The 21,306-nt window shown below is 63.3% G+C and carries 16 protein-coding genes and 1 pseudogene; 6 read left to right on the forward strand and 11 right to left on the reverse strand.

Translation table 11 applies throughout. The features are described 5' to 3' along the window. The first annotated feature begins 74 nt into the window (after positions 1–74). Positions 75–4,253, forward strand: a complete 4,179-nt coding sequence (locus PWG15_RS16945) for a translocation/assembly module TamB domain-containing protein (protein ID WP_275021693.1) — start codon at positions 75–77, stop codon at positions 4,251–4,253. Positions 4,254–4,374: 121 nt separating this feature from the next. Here PWG15_RS16945 and PWG15_RS16950 read toward each other — a convergent pair whose 3' ends face one another. Together PWG15_RS16950 and PWG15_RS16955 are read right to left on the reverse strand one after the other, a co-directional pair. Further along, on the reverse strand, positions 4,375–5,145 hold the full coding sequence (locus tag PWG15_RS16950; RefSeq protein ID WP_275024487.1) for a transcriptional regulator: 771 nt from the start codon (positions 5,143–5,145) through the stop codon (positions 4,375–4,377). A 142-nt stretch (positions 5,146–5,287) separates the two neighbouring features. Next, positions 5,288–5,452, reverse strand: a pseudogene (locus PWG15_RS16955) (MerR family transcriptional regulator); the annotation flags it as partial. Positions 5,453–5,682: 230 nt separating this feature from the next. Here PWG15_RS16955 and PWG15_RS16960 point away from each other — a divergent pair. Next, positions 5,683–6,474 (forward strand): APH(3') family aminoglycoside O-phosphotransferase, encoded by a 792-nt coding sequence (locus PWG15_RS16960; protein ID WP_425536711.1) that lies wholly within the window; start codon positions 5,683–5,685, stop codon positions 6,472–6,474. Positions 6,475–6,559: 85 nt separating this feature from the next. Here the strand turns inward: PWG15_RS16960 and PWG15_RS16965 are convergent, their stop codons facing one another. Further along, positions 6,560–7,042: a VOC family protein gene (locus tag PWG15_RS16965; RefSeq protein ID WP_173517698.1), complete on the reverse strand. Its 483-nt coding sequence runs from the start codon at positions 7,040–7,042 to the stop codon at positions 6,560–6,562. Positions 7,043–7,154: 112 nt separating this feature from the next. Further along, on the reverse strand, positions 7,155–7,589 hold the full coding sequence (locus PWG15_RS16970) for an Lrp/AsnC family transcriptional regulator (RefSeq protein ID WP_173517699.1): 435 nt from the start codon (positions 7,587–7,589) through the stop codon (positions 7,155–7,157). Positions 7,590–7,744: 155 nt separating this feature from the next. Here PWG15_RS16970 and rocF point away from each other — a divergent pair, with 155 nt between their 5' ends. The 4 genes from rocF (at position 7,745) to PWG15_RS16990 (ending at position 13,035) form a co-directional block, all read left to right on the forward strand. After that, positions 7,745–8,668, forward strand: a complete 924-nt coding sequence (gene rocF, locus PWG15_RS16975) for an arginase (protein ID WP_275021694.1) — start codon at positions 7,745–7,747, stop codon at positions 8,666–8,668. Positions 8,669–8,693: 25 nt separating this feature from the next. Further along, the gene (rocD, locus tag PWG15_RS16980) at positions 8,694–9,899 is read left to right on the forward strand and encodes an ornithine--oxo-acid transaminase (RefSeq protein ID WP_275021695.1); all 1,206 of its coding nucleotides are present in this window, start codon (positions 8,694–8,696) and stop codon (positions 9,897–9,899) included. A 442-nt stretch (positions 9,900–10,341) separates the two neighbouring features. Continuing rightward, entirely contained in the window at positions 10,342–10,821 is a 480-nt protein-coding gene (locus tag PWG15_RS16985; RefSeq protein WP_057255050.1) for a chemotaxis protein CheW, read from the forward strand. A 429-nt stretch (positions 10,822–11,250) separates the two neighbouring features. After that, positions 11,251–13,035 carry a methyl-accepting chemotaxis protein gene (locus tag PWG15_RS16990; protein WP_275021696.1) on the forward strand — a complete coding sequence of 595 codons (1,785 nt, stop codon included), beginning with the start codon at positions 11,251–11,253 and terminating at the stop codon, positions 13,033–13,035. A gap of 253 nt (positions 13,036–13,288) precedes the next feature. Here PWG15_RS16990 and PWG15_RS16995 read toward each other — a convergent pair whose 3' ends face one another. From PWG15_RS16995 to PWG15_RS17025, 7 genes are all read right to left on the reverse strand, one after another. Beyond that, the gene (locus PWG15_RS16995; protein ID WP_275021697.1) at positions 13,289–13,522 is read right to left on the reverse strand and encodes a formate dehydrogenase subunit delta; all 234 of its coding nucleotides are present in this window, start codon (positions 13,520–13,522) and stop codon (positions 13,289–13,291) included. Then, the gene (fdhD, locus tag PWG15_RS17000) at positions 13,512–14,351 is read right to left on the reverse strand and encodes a formate dehydrogenase accessory sulfurtransferase FdhD (RefSeq protein ID WP_275021698.1); all 840 of its coding nucleotides are present in this window, start codon (positions 14,349–14,351) and stop codon (positions 13,512–13,514) included. Before fdhD ends, PWG15_RS16995 begins: the two co-directional genes overlap by 11 nt. Before the next feature lie 21 nt (positions 14,352–14,372). Continuing rightward, complete coding sequence (gene fdhF / locus PWG15_RS17005; protein ID WP_275021699.1) at positions 14,373–17,252, reverse strand: formate dehydrogenase subunit alpha; 2,880 nt, start codon at positions 17,250–17,252, stop codon at positions 14,373–14,375. A gap of 11 nt (positions 17,253–17,263) precedes the next feature. After that, on the reverse strand, positions 17,264–18,820 hold the full coding sequence (locus tag PWG15_RS17010) for a formate dehydrogenase beta subunit (RefSeq protein WP_275021700.1): 1,557 nt from the start codon (positions 18,818–18,820) through the stop codon (positions 17,264–17,266). Continuing rightward, positions 18,817–19,296, reverse strand: coding sequence for a formate dehydrogenase subunit gamma (locus PWG15_RS17015; protein ID WP_275021701.1), 480 nt, complete (start codon positions 19,294–19,296; stop codon positions 18,817–18,819). Before PWG15_RS17015 ends, PWG15_RS17010 begins: the two co-directional genes overlap by 4 nt. A 176-nt stretch (positions 19,297–19,472) precedes the next feature. Then, complete coding sequence (locus tag PWG15_RS17020; RefSeq protein ID WP_275021702.1) at positions 19,473–20,369, reverse strand: LysR family transcriptional regulator; 897 nt, start codon at positions 20,367–20,369, stop codon at positions 19,473–19,475. Between the two features lie 10 nt (positions 20,370–20,379). Beyond that, positions 20,380–21,147, reverse strand: a complete 768-nt coding sequence (locus PWG15_RS17025) for an SDR family NAD(P)-dependent oxidoreductase (protein WP_275021703.1) — start codon at positions 21,145–21,147, stop codon at positions 20,380–20,382. Positions 21,148–21,306 lie beyond the last annotated feature (159 nt).

The raw sequence follows: 21,306 nt of genomic DNA on the forward strand, positions 1-21,306 counted from the left end.
AAATTGCCCTCATCTATCGATAGTTTCGGCTTGCGGCGATTCCGCTGCAGCGCAACTTGCGCTAAGGGTAGAGCATGAATCAGGTCGTCCGCTTCCTTCGCGCGACGCTGCGCTATGGCCTTCGTGTGCTTGGCGTGATTGCGGTCGTTGCCCTCCTCCTCGTCGCCTTCGTGGGCTTCACGACACCAGGCGCCCGCCTCGTCGCCTGGGCAATCGAGAAATATGCGGCAACGCCTGACCAGATCGTGCGGATCACCGACCCAAGCCCGCTTCTGACGGGTGAGTTTGCAGCCGGAAGCATCACGCTTTTCGACGGCGAGGGGGTCTATGCGGAGGTCCGCGACCTCAAGTTGAACTGGTCGCCTGCAGCCCTTCTCTCCTTCCGCTTCGACGCCGCGGCAATCTCAGCCAGTTCGGTGCGTGTCGAGCGCCTGCCGATCCCCTCGACCGAGACCAAGGAAGTGCGGTCGACCTTCGTGCTTCCCGTCGACGTCAAGATCGATGCAATCGATCTCAAGGAGATCGTCATCGGCAAGGCGATCACCGGCGAAGACCAGTTCCTGACAGCCAGCGGCAAGATCAATGCGACCAACGAGAGCATCGCCCTTGGCCTCACCGCCGCCCAGCGCGACCGGCCGGAAGCCCGCGCCGTCGCCGACATCGTCTTCAACCCGGCCGGCAACGAACTGAAGCTGGAGGCAACCGTCGACGAGCCCAACAACGGCGTGCTCGCGAAACTCCTTCGCCTGCCCAACGAGCCTGCGGTCAACATCAGGCTGACCGGCCAAGGGCCGCTTTCCGATTGGGCCGGCACCGCAACGGCAGCACTCGATGGCAGCGAGATCCTCAAACTTGACGGTCGCCACGTCCAGACACCCGACGGCATGCACCGGCTCACCGTGACGGGTGGCGGCGGTCTCGGTTCGCTGATGCCGCCGGCACTGCGACCAATGTTCGAGGGCGAGACCAGCATCGACGTCGCGGCCGCATTCAACGGCCAGGGCATGGTCCGCGTCGACAAGGGGCAGATCGCGACCGGCGCGCTCACCTTTGGCGCCTTCGGCACCTTCGACAGCAAGGGCGACAACAATCTGCAGGCACGGCTCGCCGGCACCAATGGCGCGATCGACTTCCGCTGGCCGCTGCAGAAGGGCGAGGCGCAGGCAAAGATCAACGCCGTCAACCTGTCGCTGATCGGCGATGCTGAAGCCGCAATCCTCGATCTCGCCGCCGACGTCGCCTCGGTCGCGCTGCCGGATGTTGCGCTCGGTTCCATCAAGCTTTCAGCGCGCAGCGACGGCTTCAATCTCCAGGCCCAGTCGGGTCCGGTGAAGACCGTGCTCGAAGTGGGCGAGGCCGGCTTCAAAGACGCCAATCTCGCCCGGCTGGTCCAGGCGCCGATGAAGGTGGATGCCAGCCTTGCGGTGACCCGGGAAAGCGTCAGCTTCGATCCGGTGACGATCGAAAGCCCCGGCATCGGCGGCTCGATCAGCGGCACCTTCTCGCGTGAAGAAAACACCGTTGCCGCCGCATTCAAGCTCTTTGCCGTTCCAGGGGCCCTGCCGCCGGCCGCCGCGGCAAAGTTCGACGGCACCATCGCGCTTGCCGGCGAAGTGAAGACGGCGAACGACGGCAGCGTCACCGTCGAGGGCCTCGAACTCAAGTCGAGCACGATCGAGGCTGCAGGCACCGTCGCCATGGCTCAGGGGCAACTGACCACCGATCTCAAGGGGAAACTTCCCAATCTCGGCAAGCTTCTGGCTGACGCGAAGGGTGAGGCCGAATTCACCGCAGCCGTGACCGGCCCGCTTGCCGAACTCGGCATCAAGGCCGAACTGACCTCGAGCGGCGCCACCCTGGCCGGACGCACCCTCAGCGACCTCACGATCAAGGCTGACGCGAAGGCCAACCCATCGAGCCCGCAGGCAAGCCTGACCGCGACCGGCGCGCTCGACGGCCAAGCCATCGACGTCAAGGCCGACGTCGTCTCCAAGGACGGCCGCACCGCAATCCCCGTGCTCGAAGCAAAGGTCGGCGAGAACAAGCTCACCGGCGCGATCAGTTTCACCCCTGATTTCAAACCGGACGGCACGATCGATTTCAACCTGCCCGATCTCGGCCTGCTGGCCGCCATGGCCGGACAGAAGGCCTCCGGCGATCTCAACGGGTCGGCCGCGATCAAGACCACGAATGGCATCACTTCCGTCGTCGTCAAGGCCGGCGGCAGCGGCATCAAGCGCGATGCCCTGACGATTGCCAAGCCGACCGCCGATATCACGATCTCCGATGTCGCAGCCCTTGCCATCAAGGGCAGCGTCCGAGCAGAGACCATTGCGCAAGGCGCCAACCGCGTTACCGGCCTCGCCGTCGATTTCCAGCAGCAGGCGGGGCGCACCGGCTTTTCGATCGACGGCAAATATGACGGTGGCCCGCTCACGGCTAAAGGCGATCTCACAAGTGCAAAGGGACGCACGGAAATTCGCCTCGCCTCCTTCGGCGCGACCCCGAAGGGCATCCCGCTGAAGCTCGCGCAGCCGACGGTCATCGCCATCGAAAACGGCACCGTCCGCCTCAACACGCTGACGATCCAGGCCTCGAAGGGTACCATCGCCGTCAACGGAACGGCCGGCGAAAAGCTCGACATCACGGCCAAGCTCAATGCGCTGCCCGCAGCCCTGGTCAACGCCTTTGCGCCGGACCTCGGCGCCGAGGGCACGATCGCCGGCACCGTCGATGTCGATGGCACAGCATCCGCACCCGTTGTCGCCTACGATCTCAGATGGGCTGGCGCCTCGCTCGCCGCCGCCCGCACCGCCGGGGTCGCCGCCTTCGACATCGCAGCCAACGGCAAGTTCGCCAACAACAGGGTAACGCTCGACACGACGCTTTCGGGCGCCGGGGGCCTGTCCTTCAGGGGCGGCGGCAATGTCGATATCGGCGGCAACATGCCGATTGCAATGAAATTCAACGGCAACCTGCCCTTTGCCCTCATTGCCAACCTGATGGCGGAAAAAGGCTTCACGCTGACAGGTCAGGCCAACATCGACGTCGCCATTTCCGGTTCAGCCAAGGCGCCACAAATCGCCGGCACTCTGACCACGGCTGGCGGCCGCCTGGTCGACGTGCGTCGCAACCTGGCGCTGAACGACCTGACGGCCAATGTCGCGCTCGACGGCAAGCAGGCGACGATCTCGAAGCTGTCGGCCAATCTCGCGACCGGCGGCTCGGTCGAGGCGACAGGCACTGTCGGCACGGTTCCCGGCTCCGGCTTTCCGGCCAATCTGACGATCCGCCTGAACAACGCAACCTATGTCGACGGCACGCTGTTCAACGCCAACCTCGCGGGCGAAATGACACTGACCGGGCCTTTGGTCGCGACGCCGACGCTCGGCGGCAAGGTGACGATCCGCAAGGCGTCGATCACCATTCCGGAGAAGTTACCGACCTCGCTTTCGGCGATCGACATCAAGCACAAGAATGCGCCGCCCAAGGTGCAGCAGATGGTCAAGGACCTGCGCAAGGACGAGGTGCCGGCCGCCGGCGCCAATGCCAGCGGCGTCATCGCCTTCGATCTCGGCGTTGCCGCCCATCAGGTCTTCGTGCGTGGCCGCGGCATTGACGCCGAACTCGCCGGCAATCTGACGATCCGCGGCACAGCCGTGCAGCCAATCGTTTCCGGCGGCTTCGAAATGCGCCGCGGGCGCCTCGAGATCCTGGGCAAGCGCCTGACCTTCACCGACGGCAATATCGGCTTCGGCGGCGACCTCATCCCGACGCTCGACCTCAAGGCAACTTCGAGCGTCGGCGCGACGACGATCACCGTCTCGGTCGCAGGCCTCGCCAACAATCCGCAGATCGGCTTTTCGTCGTCACCGGCGCTGCCGCAGGACGAGATTTTGGCGCAGCTGATCTTCAACCGGTCGCTGTCGAACCTCTCCGCCTTCCAGATCGCGCAGCTCGCCTCTGCCGTCAGCCAGTTGGCCGGCGGCGGCTCGACGTCGCTGCTCGACGGCCTGCGCAACAAGCTCGGCGTCGACGATCTCGACGTCACCACCGACGAACACGGCGGCGCCTCCGTGCGCGCCGGTAAATACCTCAACGACCGGACCTATATCGAGCTGCAGCAGGGCTCAGATTCCTCCTCCAGCAAAGCGGTCATCAATCTCGATGTCGGTAAGGGCGTGAAGCTCAAGGGCTCGGCCGCCGGCGACGGTTCCGCATCGGGCGGTATCTTCTTCGAAAAGGAATATTGAGCGGTGGCCGGCGCAAAGGCACGCTGCCCGGCAGACGGATTTAAGAAGCCCGCGGATCGATCCCGATCCGCGGGCTTGATTTCTTCAGGGTGACCCGCCTCAAAAATCGGCCGCGGTCATCCTACAGTGCCGGTCGAAAATAGATGCCGCTGAATTTGCCGTTGGCCGCCAGGGTAAAGCCGCATCCCAGCGCGCCTTCAGCAAAGCGCACGTCGTAGACATCCCAGCCGCCGTCCGACAGCACGCCCTTGAACGTCAGCGACTGCAGCGGCCCCAGACGCTCGAAGTCAGCTTTGATTGCCTGGGCCTGCTGTCGCGCCAACTCAGCGAGCGGGGCGATCATCGCCTCGTAGTCGGGCATGCCACGCTGATGCTCGGAAATGATGCGGCGAAGCAGGTGCTCACTGTTTGGAAACGGGATCTTCTCCTTCACCCGCTTTTCCAGACCGTCGGCCAGGGCCTGCGCCGTTGTCTCGTCGATGCGCTTGGCGGTCAGTTCGTGCCCGTGCTGGTGTAGGACGACACTCGCGGCACACCCGGCACCGTCGCGTTCGAAGGTAAGTTGCGCGTCCACCACACGGTAGAAGAAGGCATCCCGAGCCTCCGGGTAAATATCGACAGCGCTTTGCCCAGCCATCTGCGCCGACAGGACATTCTCGCGGAGCCTGACCGTCAGCACATCGCCATTGTCCAGTTGAAACGCGCCGACGAGGGCGCCGTGCTTTTCCGGATCGAATGGAATTTCGTGGCGCGGTCGCGTCTGCTCGTAACGCCGCCACGCGACGGCATCGGGTGATAGGTCGGTCATCCCAGTCGCCTTGGCGAGTGTTATGAGTTCGTTGATCGAGACGGCGTCGCCTTTGTTGATCTTTTGAAGGGCCGCACCGATCAACGACAGGCTGTTGTCGACGCGGTCGCGCAGGTCGGAAAGCGCCGATTGCTGGACGGCAAGCGTTTGCCCGAGGCGCCGTGCCGGCGAGGAGTTCGGTCATTCGGGTGAGGCTGAGCCCAAGGCGTTTCAACGCCAGGATTTCCGTGAGCCTTTCAATCTCGGCGGCGCCATAGAGCCGCCAGCTCTTCTCCGTGCGCCGCGGCGTTATCAGCCCGCGGTCCTCATAGACTCTGAGCGCACGGATCGTGAGGCCGAGCCGTTCGGCGCATTCGGCGGCCGACAGAAGTTCATTGTTATTCATGCCCATGCGGACCTCCTCGAAACATCGTCTAAGGTATGACCTTGGGTTCGGCTCAAGCGGTATTTGCGAAGTTTTGGCGGAGATCTGACGAAGGCGCACCGCGATCGGCGCATCATGCGACGGGTCGGGCGAAACTTGTACTATCGGCGCGTGGAGTTGCCACTTTCCCAAACCTACATCGGCATCTGGCCGTGGTCGCGGCGCTTTCTGTTTCAGTCGTTTTTCAGGTGGTTATCTTGTTGTCTCATTTTCCGCATCCCGAACTGCCCCACCCGCTCCTTCCGCTTGTCGCCGGGTATCAATGGAACCGGGATGTGCTTGGACAGTCGGACTCAAGCATTTTTCTATTGAAGGCGCCGGATCGCCCGATGCTGGTGCTGAAAGTCGAGGCTGCTGGCTCCTTCAGCGAATTCGTCGACGAAGCGGCGCGGCTCGATTGGCTGGGATCACATGGCATGCCCTGTCCGCAGGTGATCGCCTGCGCCTTCGAAACGCACACGAACTGGCTGCTGCTGCAGGCGGTCGAGGGCACGGACCTTGCCTCGACGAACCTGTCGCCCAAGGACCGGATCGTCGTCCTTGCGGATGCCCTGAAGCGCTTGCATGCACTGGATGTCAGCGATTGCCCCTTCGATCACCGGATCGAAAAACGCGTCGCCATCGCGAGAACGCGCACCCAAGCCGGCGTGATCGATGAAAGCGATTTCGACGAAGCACGGCTCGGCCGCACGGCGACAGATCTCTTTGCCGAGTTGCAAGCCCGCATCCCTTCGACCGGCAGGCTCGCCGTGACCCATGGCGACGCCTGCCTGCCGAACATCATCGAGAAGAACGGCCGGCTTTCCGGCTTCATCGACTGCAGCCGGCTCGGTGTCGCCGATCCCTATCAGGACATCGCGCTTGCCTGCCGCAGCATCGCCCACAATCTCGGTGAAGAATGGGTGCAGCCGTTTCTGGCACGCTACGGCGTCGACCGGGACGATGCGGAAAGGCGCGATTTCTACTGCCTGCTTGACGAGTTCTTCTGATCGCCTGCGAAAGGCCCCGCTTCCGGAAGACCCTTGTCCTGGTGCCAAGTCACCGCAAGTAATACGACGAAAGACCCGCAACGCCTCAGGCGGCGTTGCGGGCCTCGATGCTGAGGTCGACGATGTCGGCATCCTCGATGGCGTTGAACAAGGCCCAGATATGGCCGAAGGGATCGATGAAGGCGCCGACGCGATCGCCGGTCGACAACGTCTCGGCCGGATTGCGCAGACTGGCCCCGGCGCCGATCGCCCGGCCGATGACACGATCGACATCCCGCACGTGCAGTTCGAGGATCACCGCCGTGGTACCCAGCGCATGCGGCGAGCGCGGCCCCCCAAGCTTGGGTTCCGCATCGCGGCGCGGGTTCGCCCCGGCAATCCGGAAGACCGATTCCCCGATCCTTAAGTCCGCACTCGTCAGGATCCCGCTCGGCCATTCGTGCCGCTGCAAAAGCTCGGCGCCAAGCGCCTCGCGGTAAAAGGCGATGGCGCGATCCTCGTCGCCATGCCTGACAAACAGCTTCACACAGATCTGCCGATCGGCAAGCCTGCCGCCATTGGCAACCATGACATCCTCCATCTTGGGTGAGGCCGACATCATAGCGGAACACGAGAACAAAGCAAGAACAATTCGCCTCTGAGGCCTGATTTCGTTACCGGTTCAGGGCGGGGAAAAACAATCAGAATGCGCCGGTCATCTTGCTGGTTTTCAACAGGATATTCGTCTCCGTGACCGTGATGCCGTCGATCAGGCGGATGCGCCGCAACGTCTCGTCGAAGGAGACGAGATCACGGTCCTCGAGTTCGGCGATGAAGTCCCAGCGGCCATTGGTACTGTGCAGCGCCCGGACCTGCGGCAGGCCCCGCAACTGTTCGGCAACGCGGTCGGCCATCTTTCCGTGCACCTCGATCATCACCACGGCCCGGACCCCGGACGCCGGAATTTCCGCGCCGGTGCGGATGGTAAAGGCAGCGATCGTGCCATTGGCGACGAGCCTGTCGATGCGGGCAGCAACGGTTGCACGCGATACGCCCGTCATTTCCGATAGCGTTGAAACGGGGATGCGCGCATTCTGGCGCAAGGCGCTGATGAGCGCCTGATCGAGATCATCCATCGGCTGTCACTTTGTAAGAACGCACTTATCAATCTGTCGATTTTATCTCACTAATCGGCAGTTTTCCATCTTTTTGCTGACACGCATTTTGGCCATAATCCGCGCGATCCCAACCGGGAACATACGGATTTATCTTGAGAAGGAATCGGGCGGATATGACGACCATCACGCTGATCGGCGCACCCATCGAGGAAGGTTCTGGACGACGCGGCGCGGCCATGGGGCCGACGGCGCTGCGCATCGCCGGCATCGACACGGTGCTGCGCGACCTCGGCCACACGGTTCACGACGACGGCGACGTCAAGCCGCTGCCGGCCCGCGACCTCGCCAACCACCCGGGCGCCAACAACCTGCAGATCGTCGGCGCCTTCGCCCGCGCGCTGCATGATTCCGTCCACGACACGGTTCGCAAGGGCCACTTCCCGATCATCCTCGGCGGCGACCACGCGCTCTCCATGGGCAGCGTCTCCGGCATGGCGCGTTACGCCGCCGAAGTCGGCCGGCCGCTCTTCGTGCTCTGGCTCGATGCGCATGCCGATTTCAACTCGCCGTCGACCTCGCCGTCCGGCAACATGCACGGCATGCCGGTTGCCTACTTCTGTGGCCAAGCGGAGTTCGCTCCGATTCTGCCGGCCGACCGACCGTTCGTCGATCCGAAGAAGGTCTTCCAGGTCGGTATCCGCTCGGTCGACGACCGCGAGCGCGAAGAGATCACCGAACATGGCGTACGCGTCTATGACATGCGCGCCGTCGACGAGCTCGGCATGGCCCACATCATGCGCCAGATCCTCGAAGAGGTGCGCGCCGCCAACGGCCTGCTGCATGTCAGCCTCGACGTCGATTTCATGGATCCGGAACTGGCGCCGGGCGTCGGTACCACCGTGCCCGGCGGCGCAACCTTCCGCGAAGCGCACCTGATCATGGAAATGCTCTGGGAAAGCGGGCTGGTCTCCTCGCTCGACGTCGTCGAGCTCAACCCCTTCCTCGATGACCGCGGCAAGAGCGCGCGCATCCTGGTCGAACTGACGGCGAGCCTCTTCGGTCGCCGCGTGCTCGACCGGCCGACCCGCAGCGCCTGAGATAGAAAACACTGGAGGACGATGTATGAATACGACGGCAGCCCTGATCGAAACCGAATACCGGCTCGGCGCGCATAACTACAAGCCGCTCGACGTGGTGCTTTCGCGCGGCGAAGGCGTCTATGTCTGGGACATGGAGGGCAATCGCTACCTCGATTGCCTTTCGGCCTACTCCGCGGTCAACCAGGGCCACTGCCATCCGAAAATCCTGAAGGCGATGATGGAGCAGGCGCAGAAGCTGACGCTCACCTCCCGCGCCTTCCGCAACGACCAGCTCGCGCATTTCTATGAGGAAATCGCAGCGCTGACCGGCTCGCACAAGGTGCTGCCGATGAACTCGGGCGCCGAGGCCGTCGAAACTGCCGTCAAGGCGGTGCGCAAGTGGGGTTACGAGGTCAAGGGCGTGGCCGAGAACAAGGCCGAGATCATCGTCTGCTCCAACAACTTCCACGGCCGCACCATGGGCATCGTCGGCTTCTCGACCGATCCGGACGCCCGTACCGGCTTTGGTCCCTTCGCGCCGGGCTTCAAGGTCGTGCCCTTCGGCGACATCGACGCCTTCCGCGCAGCGATCAACGAAAACACGGTTGCGTTCCTGGTCGAGCCGATCCAGGGCGAAGCCGGCGTCATCGTCCCACCAGTCGGCTACTTCACGACGGTCCGCGAACTCTGCACCAAGCACGGCATCACGCTGATCCTCGACGAAATCCAGACCGGCCTTGGCCGCACCGGCAAGCTGCTCGCCGAAGAGCACGAAGCCATCGAGGCCGACGTGACGCTGATCGGCAAGGCGCTCTCCGGTGGCTTCTACCCGGTCTCGGCCGTGCTTTCGAACTCCGAAGTGCTGGGTGTCCTGAAGCCCGGCCAGCACGGTTCGACCTTCGGCGGCAACCCGCTCGCCTGCGCCATCGCCCGTGCGGCGCTGAAGGCGCTGACCGAGGAAGGTATGATCGAGAATTCGGCAAAGATGGGCGAGCGCTTCCAGAAGGGCCTCACCGACATCCGTTCCAACATCATCAAGGAAGTGCGCGGTCGCGGCCTGATGCTGGCGGTGGAACTGGTACCGGAAGCCGGCGGCGCCCGCAAATATTGCGAAGCGCTGAAGGAGCGCGGCATCCTCGCCAAGGACACCCACGGCGACACCATCCGCATCGCACCGCCGCTCGTCATCACCCCCGATCAGGTGGACTGGGCCGTCGAGCAGTTCGCGGCCGTCCTCGCCTCCGCCTGATGCTACTGCATGTTTCCTTAAATCGTCTCCGATTTAAGGACAAAAATATGCAGCAAATTCAAAGTGCTACAGCGACCTTTGCGCGTCTGATAAGACGCGCGGTGCTGTAGATCCGATCTGCCCCGATCATTTTCGGGGCAGATCGTCCTTGAAGCGACGCAATTCCGGACGGAAAACCGCTTCACACTTTTCCTGGAACTGCACTAAGCACTTGCAAAAGCAAGTCTTAACGAATCCCGGCCTATAGTCCCTTCCCAAAGCGCAAAGCGGTTCCTCCGCGCATGATGCAGCTGCGCCCCGCCGGATGTGATCGGCGGACTGTAAGGATCTCTCCCCAATGGACCATCGCCGCGCTCCCGTGCGCCGGCAGCCATGCGGAGATATCTCGAGTTTGGCGATGTCGCGCCCATGGGCGTCGACCGGAAAGCTGGAAGGACCTTCGATGACAAGCACACTCAGGACGGCCGGGTTTGACGGCGAGACGCTGGAAATCATTGCGTTCCGCCTCCACGATCAGGAATTCTGCGTCAAGACGACGACGATCCGCGAAATCCGCGGCTGGGCGCCCTCCACCCCAATCCCGCATTCGCCGCCGGAAGTGATCGGTGTCATGAACCTGCGTGGCACGGTCATCCCGATCATCGATCTCGCCCACAAGCTCGGCATGAAGTCGACCACGGCCAACGAACGCAGCGCCATCGTCGTCGCCGAAGTGCACAACATGGTCATCGGCCTCGTCGTCGATCGCGTCTCCGACATCCTCACCGTTCAGGGCAGCCAGGTGCAACCGGTGCCGGAAGTAACGGCATCCTTCGACAAGAGCTTTGCCGAAGGCATCATCGCAAACGAAAACGGCATGATCTGCTTTCTCAATCTGGCGCGCATGTTCAAGGAACGCGAAGTCGAAGAACTGGCCGCCTGAGCCGGCACCAGACGACAAGCTATCCCAAGGGCCGCCCTGCATATGGCAGGGTGGCCTTTGTTTTTCGCGTTGCCGACTCGGCGCAAACCGCAAATTAGAAATAAAGAATTAGCTAATTCAACTCAAATGTGACATGCGAGTTTTTACAACTGAAATTTGATAGTTGCTATTTTAACACCCGCTTAATAGTCCTGTTACTAACCTAGATTGCATAAACACGGCGCCTTGGGCATGAAGCCCGGTAGTTCGAACTCTCCCTACGAAGCACGAAGCCGCTGGCCCGTAAGGGCCGGCCGTAGAACGGACCAGACATTTTTCGGCAAGCCGGCCTTTGTCCTAGTCCAGAGAGTTGCGCCGCTTTGGCCCGCAGGCCCTGTCGACAGCACGCACGTAGCCGGCTTGAACCACGAACCAGATTAGAGGGTTATCATGTTCGCTCTCGGAAAAATCGCGGATGCGCGCCAGATCGTCGCCGCACTTTCAAAATCGCAGGCCATCATCCAGTTCGACCTCACCGGAAATATCCTGACTGCCAACGAGAACTTCTGCCAGGCGATCGGCTACAGCCTCCAGGAAATCGTCGGTCAGCACCACCGCATGTTCTGCACTGCAGACTACGCCCAGACGCAGGAATACCGCGACTTCTGGGCCAGGCTCGGCCGCGGCGAATTTGACGCCAATGCCTACAAACGCATTGCCAAGGGCGGTCGCGAAATCTGGATCCAGGCGACCTACAACCCGGTGTTCCGCAACGGCAAGCCTTACAAGGTCGTGAAACTTGCAACCGACATAACCGCCGCCAAGGCGCGGGCAACCGAGGATGCCGGCAAGCTCGACGCGATCTCCCGCTCCCAGGCAGTCATCGAGTTCACGCCGACAGGCGAAATCCTGACGGCCAACGAGAATTTCTGCGCCGCACTCGGCTACAGCCTCCAGGAAATCCAGGGCAAGCATCACAGCATGTTCTGCGAGCCGAACTACGCCCGCACCGCCGAATATGCCGATTTCTGGAAACGTCTCGCCGCCGGCGAGTTCTTCTCCAACGAGTTCGTGCGCTACGGCAAGGGCGGCAAGGAGATCTGGATCCAGGCGGCCTACAACCCGATCCGCGATTTCAGCGGCAAGGTCTACAAGGTCGTCAAGTTCGCGACTGACGTCAGCGAGCGCATGAGCGCCATCAACAGCCTCGGCGCAGGTCTCAGGGCGCTCGCCGAGGGCGACCTGACCCGAAATCTCGACACGCCCTTCGTGCCCAGCATGGAAGCGGTGCGGACCGACTTCAACGGGGCGACCGCCAAGCTGCGCGAAGCGATGCGGACCGTCGGCGACAATGCCAGCGCGATTGCCTCCGGCGCTCGCGAAATCCGCTCAGCGGCCGACGATCTGTCGAAGCGCACGGAACAGCAGGCGGCCTCGGTCGAGGAAACCGCCGCCGCCCTCGACGAGATCACCACGACGGTTGCCGACTCCAGCCGCCGGGCCGAAGAGGCGGGCGGACTGGTGGCCAAGACCAAGGCCGGTGCCGAACGCTCAGGCAATGTGGTCAAGAGCGCCATCGGCGCGATGGACCAGATCGAGCAATCGTCGAGAGAAATCTCCAACATCATCGGCGTCATCGACGACATTGCCTTCCAGACCAACCTCTTGGCGCTGAACGCCGGCGTCGAGGCAGCCCGCGCCGGTGAAGCCGGCAAGGGCTTCGCGGTCGTCGCCCAGGAAGTGCGCGAACTGGCGCAACGCTCCGCAAGTGCGGCCAAGGACATCAAGGCGCTGATCGGCGCATCCACCGAACACGTGAAGAACGGCGTGTCGCTGGTTGGGCAGACGGGTGCTGCACTCGAAGAAATCCTCATCCAGGTCCAGGAAATCAACGCCAACGTCTCGGCGATCGTCGAGGCCGCCCGCGAACAGTCAACCGGTCTCAAGGAGATCAACCAGGCTGTCAACTCGATGGACCAGGCGACGCAGCAAAATGCGGCGATGGTCGAGGAGAGCACCGCTGCAAGCCACGCCATGGCGCGCGAGGCGGACGCCCTGCACGAACTGCTCCGACAGTTCCGCTATGGCGAGCAAGCCCAGATCATCGACGCGAACCGCCACTTCGACGACCGCGCGCAGCCGGCCCGGCTGCAGGCGACCGCCCGCGCCATGCGCGGCGGTGGGCGAACAGCACTTGCCGCGGCACCGGCCGCGGATGGCTGGCAGAATTTCTGAGCGCACATCCCTGCACCCCGCGCTCGGGAATGGGGAAGGCGGCGACCGGTAGCCGCCTTCCCTTAAATCTTTTCAGAGGAAGCACTGACTTGCTTGGAAAAGTGCCACGCCGGCTGAGTGCAGAGAACCCGTGGCCAGTGTTGAAAGCAGGCTAGAGCATCCGGTTTTCAAGTGAAATCACTGGAGGCAGAAAGATGTCCTAGAATCAAAGTACTAGAGTGCCCTTGGTGTGTTTAGCCGAACGTACGGCGCTCTAGGCGGCTTCCGGGCGTTTGATCTTTGCCGCCGCTTCCAGCACCAGCGGCGTCAGCCCTTCCCCGCCATTGTCGATATGCTCGAACAATTTGCGCCGCATGCGCGGTTCCCAATACTTGTTGATATGGGTGGCAACGCCCTGGGCCGCCTCGTTCGCTGGCTGGCTCTTGAAGAAGGTGGCGATCTGGTTCGCCATGTAGATCAGCTTGGCGTTGGTGTTGTCATGCGACATCGGCGACAGCTCCGGACTTGATGCGTTCGGCATGGGTGAAAATCTCGAATTCGTCTCCGCGCACCAACGCGATCAGCGTCATGCCCGCGGCTTCCGCCGTGCGGATGGCGAGTGCCGTCGGCGCCGAGATGGCAACGATCACGGGGCTGCCGACCACCGCCGTCTTCTGCACCATCTCGACAGACACGCGGCTGGTCACGACGACCGCGCCCTCGCTGCCCCTGAAGCCGGCGCGCGCAGCAGCACCGACCAGCTTGTCGAGCGCATTATGGCGGCCGACATCCTCGCGCACCGCAATCAGCCCGCGCCCCGGCACATAGAAGGCGGCACCGTGCACGGCGCGCGTCTCGAAATGCAGCGGTTGCTGCCCGTTGAGCAGGGCCACGGCCGAAACCACGTCCTCTTCAGACAAAGTCAGCGTCGCGCCGGAAACATCCGGCGTTGGCCGCACCGCCTGCTCGATCGATTCGATACCGCAGAGCCCGCATCCGACCGGACCCGCCATGTGCCGGCGGCGCTGGCGGAGCATGTCGTTCTCTTCGTCGCGAAGTACGATCTGCAAGTCGATGCCGAGATGGCCGGCAACCGTTTCGGCGACGACATCGACCGTTTCGATCTGGTCGGGATGGGTGATAATGCCCTCGGTCAGGCTGAAACCGACGGCAAAATCCTCGAGATCGCCGGGCGTGGCCATCATCACCGCATGGGTCGAGCCGCCATAGCTGAAGGCAACCGGCGTTTCCTCCGGAACGGCGCGCGAACCGTCCCGAAGCACGCCGTTGCGACGGGCTCCCTCGGGAACGGTTGCTGATGTCCTAAACGTCGCCATGGTCGGTCGCGGCCGGAGCCATCACTCGGCCGCCTCCAGCTTGCCGGAAATCCGACGCGACTGGCGGGCCTGCTCGTCATAGTCCACCTGCCAGTCCGACGGACCGTTCGACGGCATCACCTGCACCGCCGTCACCTTGTATTCCGGGCAGTTGGTCGCCCAGTCGGAGAAGTCCGTAGTGATGACGTTCGCCTGCGTCGTCGGATGGTGGAAGGTGGTGTAGACGACGCCGGGCGCCACGCGATCGGTGATCAGCGAACGCAGCGTCGTCTCGCCGGCGCGGCTCGCAAGCCTGATCCAGTCACCGTCGCGGATGCCGCGCTGTTCGGCGTCGTGCGGGTGGATTTCCAGCCGGTCCTCCGCATGCCAGACGACATTGTCGGTGCGCCGCGTCTGGGCGCCGACATTGTACTGGCTAAGGATACGGCCGGTGGTGAGCAAGAGCGGGAAGCGCGGACCGGTGCGCTCGTCCGTCGCCACATACTCAGTGCGGATGAACTTGCCCCTGCCACGCACGAAGCCGTCGACATGCATGATCGGCGATCCCTCGGGGTGCGTCTCGTTGCAGGGCCATTGCACCGAGCCCATTTTCTCCAGGTAGTCGTAGGAGACCAACGCGAAGCTCGGCGTCGTCGCAGCGATCTCGTCCATAATTTCGGACGGATGGCGGTAATTCCAGTTGAGGCCCATGGTCTGCGCCAGCTTCTGGGTAACCTCCCAGTCGGCATAACCATTCTTCGGCGTCATCACCTTGCGCACCCGGTTGATGCGGCGCTCGGCATTGGTGAAGGTGCCGTCCTTCTCAAGGAACGTCGAGCCCGGCAGGAACACATGCGCGTAGTTGGCCGTCTCGTTGAGGAAGAGGTCGTGCACGACGACGCACTCCATCGCGGCGAGACCGGCGGCCACGTGCTTGGTGTCGGGGTCCGACTGCAGGATGTCTTCGCCCTGAATGTAGATGCCCTTGAAGGTACCGTCGACGGCGGCATCGAGCATGTTGGGGATGCGCAGGCCCGGCTCGTTGGAGATCTGAACGCCCCAGAGCTTTTCGAAGGTTTCGCGGGTCGCATCGTCGGACACGTGGCGGTAGCCCGGCAGCTCGTGCGGGAACGAGCCCATGTCGCAGGAGCCCTGCACGTTGTTCTGGCCGCGCAGCGGATTCACCCCGACGCCCGGCCGGCCGATATTGCCGGTGACCATGGCGAGGTTGGCGATCGCCATGACCGTGGTCGAGCCCTGGCTGTGCTCGGTGACGCCGAGACCGTAGTAGATCGCGCCGTTGCCGCCGGTGGCATAGAGTCGGGCCGCGCCGCGCACGAGATCGGCGGGCACACCGGTATAGGCTTCGGTCGCTTCGGGGCCATGATAGGGCTCGGCGACGAAGGCCGCCCAGTCCTCGTATTCCGACCAGTCGCAGCGCTCGCGGATGAATTTCTCGTTGGCGAGCCCTTCGGTAACGATCACATGCGCGATCGACGTCAGGATCGCGACATTGGTGCCGGGCTGCAGCGGCAGGTGATAGGCCGCCTCCACGTGGGGCGAGCGCACGATGTCGGTGCGGCGCGGATCGATGACGATCAGCTTGGCGCCTTCGCGCAGCCGCTTCTTCAGCCGCGAACCGAACACCGGATGGCCGTCGGTCGGGTTGGCGCCGATGATGACGGCGACGTCGGTGAATTCGACGCTGTCGAAATTCTGCGTTCCGGCCGAGGTGCCGAAGGCCTGGCCGAGGCCGTAGCCGGTTGGCGAATGGCAGACGCGGGCGCAGGTGTCGACATTGTTGTTGCCGAAGCCGGCGCGCACCAGCTTCTGCACCAGATAGGTCTCTTCATTGGTGCAGCGCGACGAGGTGATGCCACCGACGGAGTCGCGGCCGTACTGGTACTGGATCCGCCGGAATTCCGAAGCCACATGCGCATAGGCCTCCTCCCAGGTGACCTCGCGCCAGGGATCGGAGATCTTCTCGCGGATCATCGGGTTGAGGATGCGGTCCTTGTGGTTGGAGTAGCCATAGGCGAACCGACCCTTGACGCAGGAATGGCCGCGGTTCGCCTGGCCGTCCTTCCACGGCGCCATGCGCACCAGCTCCTCGCCGCGCATTTCCGCCTTGAACGAGCAGCCGACGCCGCAATAGGCGCAGGTTGTCACTTCGGAATGTTCCGGCTGGCCGATTTCGATGACCGACTTTTCGGTGAGCGTCGCCGTCGGGCAGGCCTGCACGCAGGCGCCGCAGGAGACGCATTCCGACGACATGAAGTCTTCCGCCATGCCGGCGGAAACGCGGCTGTCGAAACCACGGCCGCCGATGGTCAGCGCAAAGGTGCCCTGCACTTCCTCGCAGGCGCGCACGCAGCGCGAACAGACGATGCACTTCGCCGGATCATAGGTGAAGTAGGGGTTGGACTCGTCCTTCGGCATCCACTTGGCATTGATCTCGCCATTGTTGCGCGCCGTGACGTGGTTCTCTCCCTCATAACCGTAGCGCACGTCACGAAGCCCCACGGCACCGGCCATGTCCTGCAGTTCGCAATCGCCATTGGCAGCACAGGTCAGACAGTCGAGCGGATGGTCGGAGATATAGAGTTCCATCACCCCGCGGCGCACATCCTTCAGCCGCGGCGTCTGGGTGGAGACTTCGATGCCCGCCGCCACCGGCGTCGTGCACGAGGCCGGCATGCCGGCGCGGCCCTTGATCTCGACGAGACAGAGCCGGCAGGAGCCGAAGGCATCCATCATGTCGGAGGCGCAGAGCTTCGGCACCTCGATGCCGGCATCCATCGCCGCCCGCATGATCGAGGTGCCCTCGGGCACGGTGACCTCGCGACCGTCGATCGTCAGCGTCACCAGCTTTTCGGACCTGGAAGCGGGAGTGCCGTAGTCGATTTCATGAATGAGAGACATGGTCTTTTTCCTCACTCCGCCGCTTCAACGCGCGGTGCCGGCTGAAAATCATCCGGGAAATGGGTCATGGCGCTGAGCACCGGATAGGGCGTGAAACCGCCGAGCGCGCAGAGCGAACCGAACTTCATCGTGTTGCAGAGATCGGCGAGCAACTCGCGGTTCTTCTCCGGCTCTATGCCGGCGGCGATCCTGTCGGCCACCTCGACGCCGCGGGTCGAGCCGATGCGGCAGGGCGTGCACTTGCCGCAGCTTTCGACCGCGCAGAACTCCATGGCGAAACGGGCCTGATGCAGCATGTCGACCGTGTCGTCGAAGACGACGATGCCGGCATGGCCGATGAGACCGTCGCGTGCGGCAAAGGCCTCGTAGTCGAACGGCGTGTCGAACAGCGCCCGCGGGAAATAGGCTCCGAGCGGGCCGCCGACCTGCACGGCCTTCACCGGCCGGCCGCTCGCCGTGCCGCCGCCGATATGGTCGATGATCTCGCCAAGCGCAAGGCCAAAGGCCGTTTCGAACAGGCCGGCATGCTTGACGTTGCCGGCAATCTGGATCGGGATCGTGCCCCGCGATCGGCCCATGCCGAAGTCGCGATAGAAGGCAGCGCCCTTGTCCATGATGATGGGAACTGACGCGAGCGAGATCACATTGTTGATCACGGTCGGACAGTCGAAGAGGCCCTTGTGGGCCGGCAGCGGCGGCTTGGCGCGCACGATGCCGCGCTTGCCTTCGAGGCTGTTCAGAAGCGCCGTTTCCTCGCCGCAGACATAGGCACCGGCGCCCTCGCGCACCTCCATGTCGAAGGCCCGGCCGGAGCCGAGCACCGAGGTCCCGAGCACGCCCGCCTTACGCGCGATCTCGATCGCCTCCGCCATAGCGGCGATCGCATGCGGATACTCGGAGCGGGTATAGATGAAGCCCTTGGTGGCGCCGGTCGCAATACCGGCAATCGCCATGCCCTCGATCAAAACGAAGGGGTCACCCTCCATGATCATCCGGTCGGCAAAGGTGCCGCTGTCGCCCTCGTCGGCATTGCAGACGATGTATTTGCGTGTCCCCGCCGCCTCGAGAACCGTCTTCCACTTGATACCGGTCGGGAAGCCCGCGCCGCCGCGGCCGCGAAGGCCGCTTTCGGTCACCTGGGCGACGATTGCCTCCGGTGCCATGGCGATGGCGTTGCGCAGGCCGGCAAGGCCGCCATGCGCCTGGTAATCGTCGAGCGAGAGCGGATCGGTGACGCCGCAGCGGGCAAAGGTCAGCCGCGTCTGCTGCTTGAGGAAGGGAATGTCCTCGGTCTTCCCGAGACAGAGCGCGTGGTCGCCGCCGTCAAGCAGGCCTGCATCAAGCAAGGAGGTGACGTCGCGCGCCTTGACCGGACCGTAAGCGATGCGACCGCCAGCCGTCTCCACCTCGACCAGCGGCTCCAGCCAGTGCATGCCCCGCGAACCGTTGCGCACGATGACCGCGTCAAGACCGCGGGCAGCGATCGCCTCAGCCATGGCCTTGGCAACCTTCTCAGCTCCGAGCGCTACGGCAGCGGCATCACGCGGAATGTAGATCTTCTTGGTCATCGACGCGCCTCCTGAACGAGCGCTTCGAGATCGGCGACATCGACCCTCGCATGCACCTCTCCGTCAAGCATCGCGGAGGGTGCGCAGGAACAGAGCCCGAGACAGTAGACGGGTTCCAGCGTCACCGCCCCATCCGGCGTCGTCTGATGGAAATCGATTCCGAGCAGGCGCTTGGCCCGCTCGGCAAGCTGATCACCACCCATCGACTGACAGGCTTCGGCACGACAGAGCTTCAGCACATGGCGTCCGGCCGGGTGCTCGCGGAAGTCATGGTAGAAGGTCATCACGCCATAGACTTCGGCGCGCGACAGGTTGAGCTCGCGCGCAATGACCGGAAGACAGTCCTGCGGCACATAGCCGAACTCTTCCTGAAGCTCGTGCAGGATCGGCAGCAACGGCCCTTCGAGCCCCTTGAGCTCCTCAACGATGGCGAGCGTGGTTTCCGCGACGTCGGTGCGCGACTGATGGATGTTCAACAGGAGCCCTCCCGGCTCGTGGGCTGGAATGGCAAGTCCCGAAACGGGCAACCGGTCCAGCCGACTTTACTTCCTGGCGAAGGCCGTTCCTCGGCGGTCTCCGGCCTTGATCAAAAACCTTCGCGCTTATGGCCCGAAGGGTCAATAAGGCTGTTCCGTCGATCGATAGAAAAAATCTATTGAACCTGATTTCGCTCGCCGAGAATGCGCGCCTCGTGCAGCAGAGCCGAGACCAGCGGCGTAAACGGCTCACGATGCGTCGCAACCAGGCCGACGGTGTGGCGGGCATCCGGATCGACGATCGGGATCATCCGGATATCCTCGTGAAAACCGAATGATTTCGCTACGTTGAACGGCATGATGCTGGCCCAGCGACCGGTGCGCACATGCGAGAAAAGCACGATCATCGAGTTCGATTCGAGCGTCGGCTTGGCAACGACGCCGGCCTCGGCAAAATGCTGGTTGACGATGCGGCGGTTCTGCATATCGGCCGTCAATAGACAAAGCCGAACGTCGCTAACCTCTTTCCACGTCACGCTTTCCCGCTCGGAAAGCGGCGTTCCGGCGGCGGTGACGAGGTGATAGCGCTCGACCTGCAGTGGCACGCTGGTCACCCGACCGAGCGGCTCGTTCTCGAGATAGGTCAAGCCCGCGTCGATCTCGAGATTTTCCAGCAGCGCCAGGATCTGCAGCGACGTGGTCGAAAGCACCGAAAACGTGACATCGGGGTGCTTCTCCTGGAAGGGCGCGGTGATCATCGGCACCATTGCCAGCGTCGTCGGCACCGCTGCCAGCCGGATATGGCCGGAAAGCCCCTTGCGCGCCGCCCGCATCTCCTCGCGCATGGTGCGGGCATCGCCAACGATGCGGCGCGCCCATTCGAGCACGCGCTGGCCCTCCGGCGTCAGCCCCTGGAAGCGCGAGCCGCGGCTGACGAGCATGACACCAAGCTGATCCTCAAGCTGACGGATGGCGGCCGACAAGGTCGGCTGCGTCACGCCGCATTCCTCCGCCGCGCGGCCGAAGTGCCTTTCGCGCGCCAGGACAAGAAACATTTCCAGCTTGTCGATCATAATGCGCGTCTCAAGTGATCAGCTGCCCGCCATTGACCTCCAGCACCTGGCCGGTGATGTAGCCCGACAGCACATGCGAGGCGAGGAACAGATAGGCGGGCGCACAATCCTCCGCCGTGCCCAGCCGGCCGAGCGGAATGGTCTTGCGGGTGGCCTCCAGTTTCTCCAGCGACGAGTAGCGCTCGTGGAACTCGGTGGTAATCGTGCCCGGCGAAACGCAGTTGACCCGGATGCCCTCGGGCGCGAGCTCGCGCGCCAGCGCCTTGGAGTAGGTGGCAACGAATGCCTTGGTGGCAGAATAGATCGAGGAGCCGGCGCTACCGCCGGTGACCGCCGAGATCGAGACGGTGTTGACGATGGCCGGATGGGTGCCCTTGCGCAACAGCGGTAACATCGCCCGCGTCATTTCGACGACCGCCGTCTGGTTGAGCTGAACGACGGTCTGGTATTGCTCATCGGTCAGTTCGGACGCCGGAAAGCGACCGACCATCGTGCCGGCATTGTTGATGAGGATATCGATGCTTTCAAATCGGCTTCGGACCACGTCGGCGAGCCCCTCGACGCCGCCGAGCGCCAGAAAGTCCGCCGTCACGACATGGGCCCGGCCCTCGGTCGCCGCCGATTCGAGAAAATCAGGCAAATCGCCGATCGACCGGCCGGCATGGACAAGGACATGGGCGCCGCAGTCCAGGAACTGCCGGGCAACTTCCAGGCCAATGCCGCGACCGGCTCCGGTAACGACGACGGTCATGCCTCTGAACAAGGCCGGATGGAACATGTCTTTCCCCTCTTCACGCCTCAGACAGCGTCGCCCATCGGCGAAACGAATGCAACGCGCCCGCACATCTTGATCTGCAGCGAAAGTGATTTCAACGCAAACGCCGATTCTGAAATTGCGCAGCTTTCGTTTTTGCATATTATGAAACAAAACGAAAAT

This window comes from Ensifer adhaerens (assembly GCF_028993555.1).
Lineage (GTDB): Bacteria > Pseudomonadota > Alphaproteobacteria > Rhizobiales > Rhizobiaceae > Ensifer > Ensifer adhaerens_I.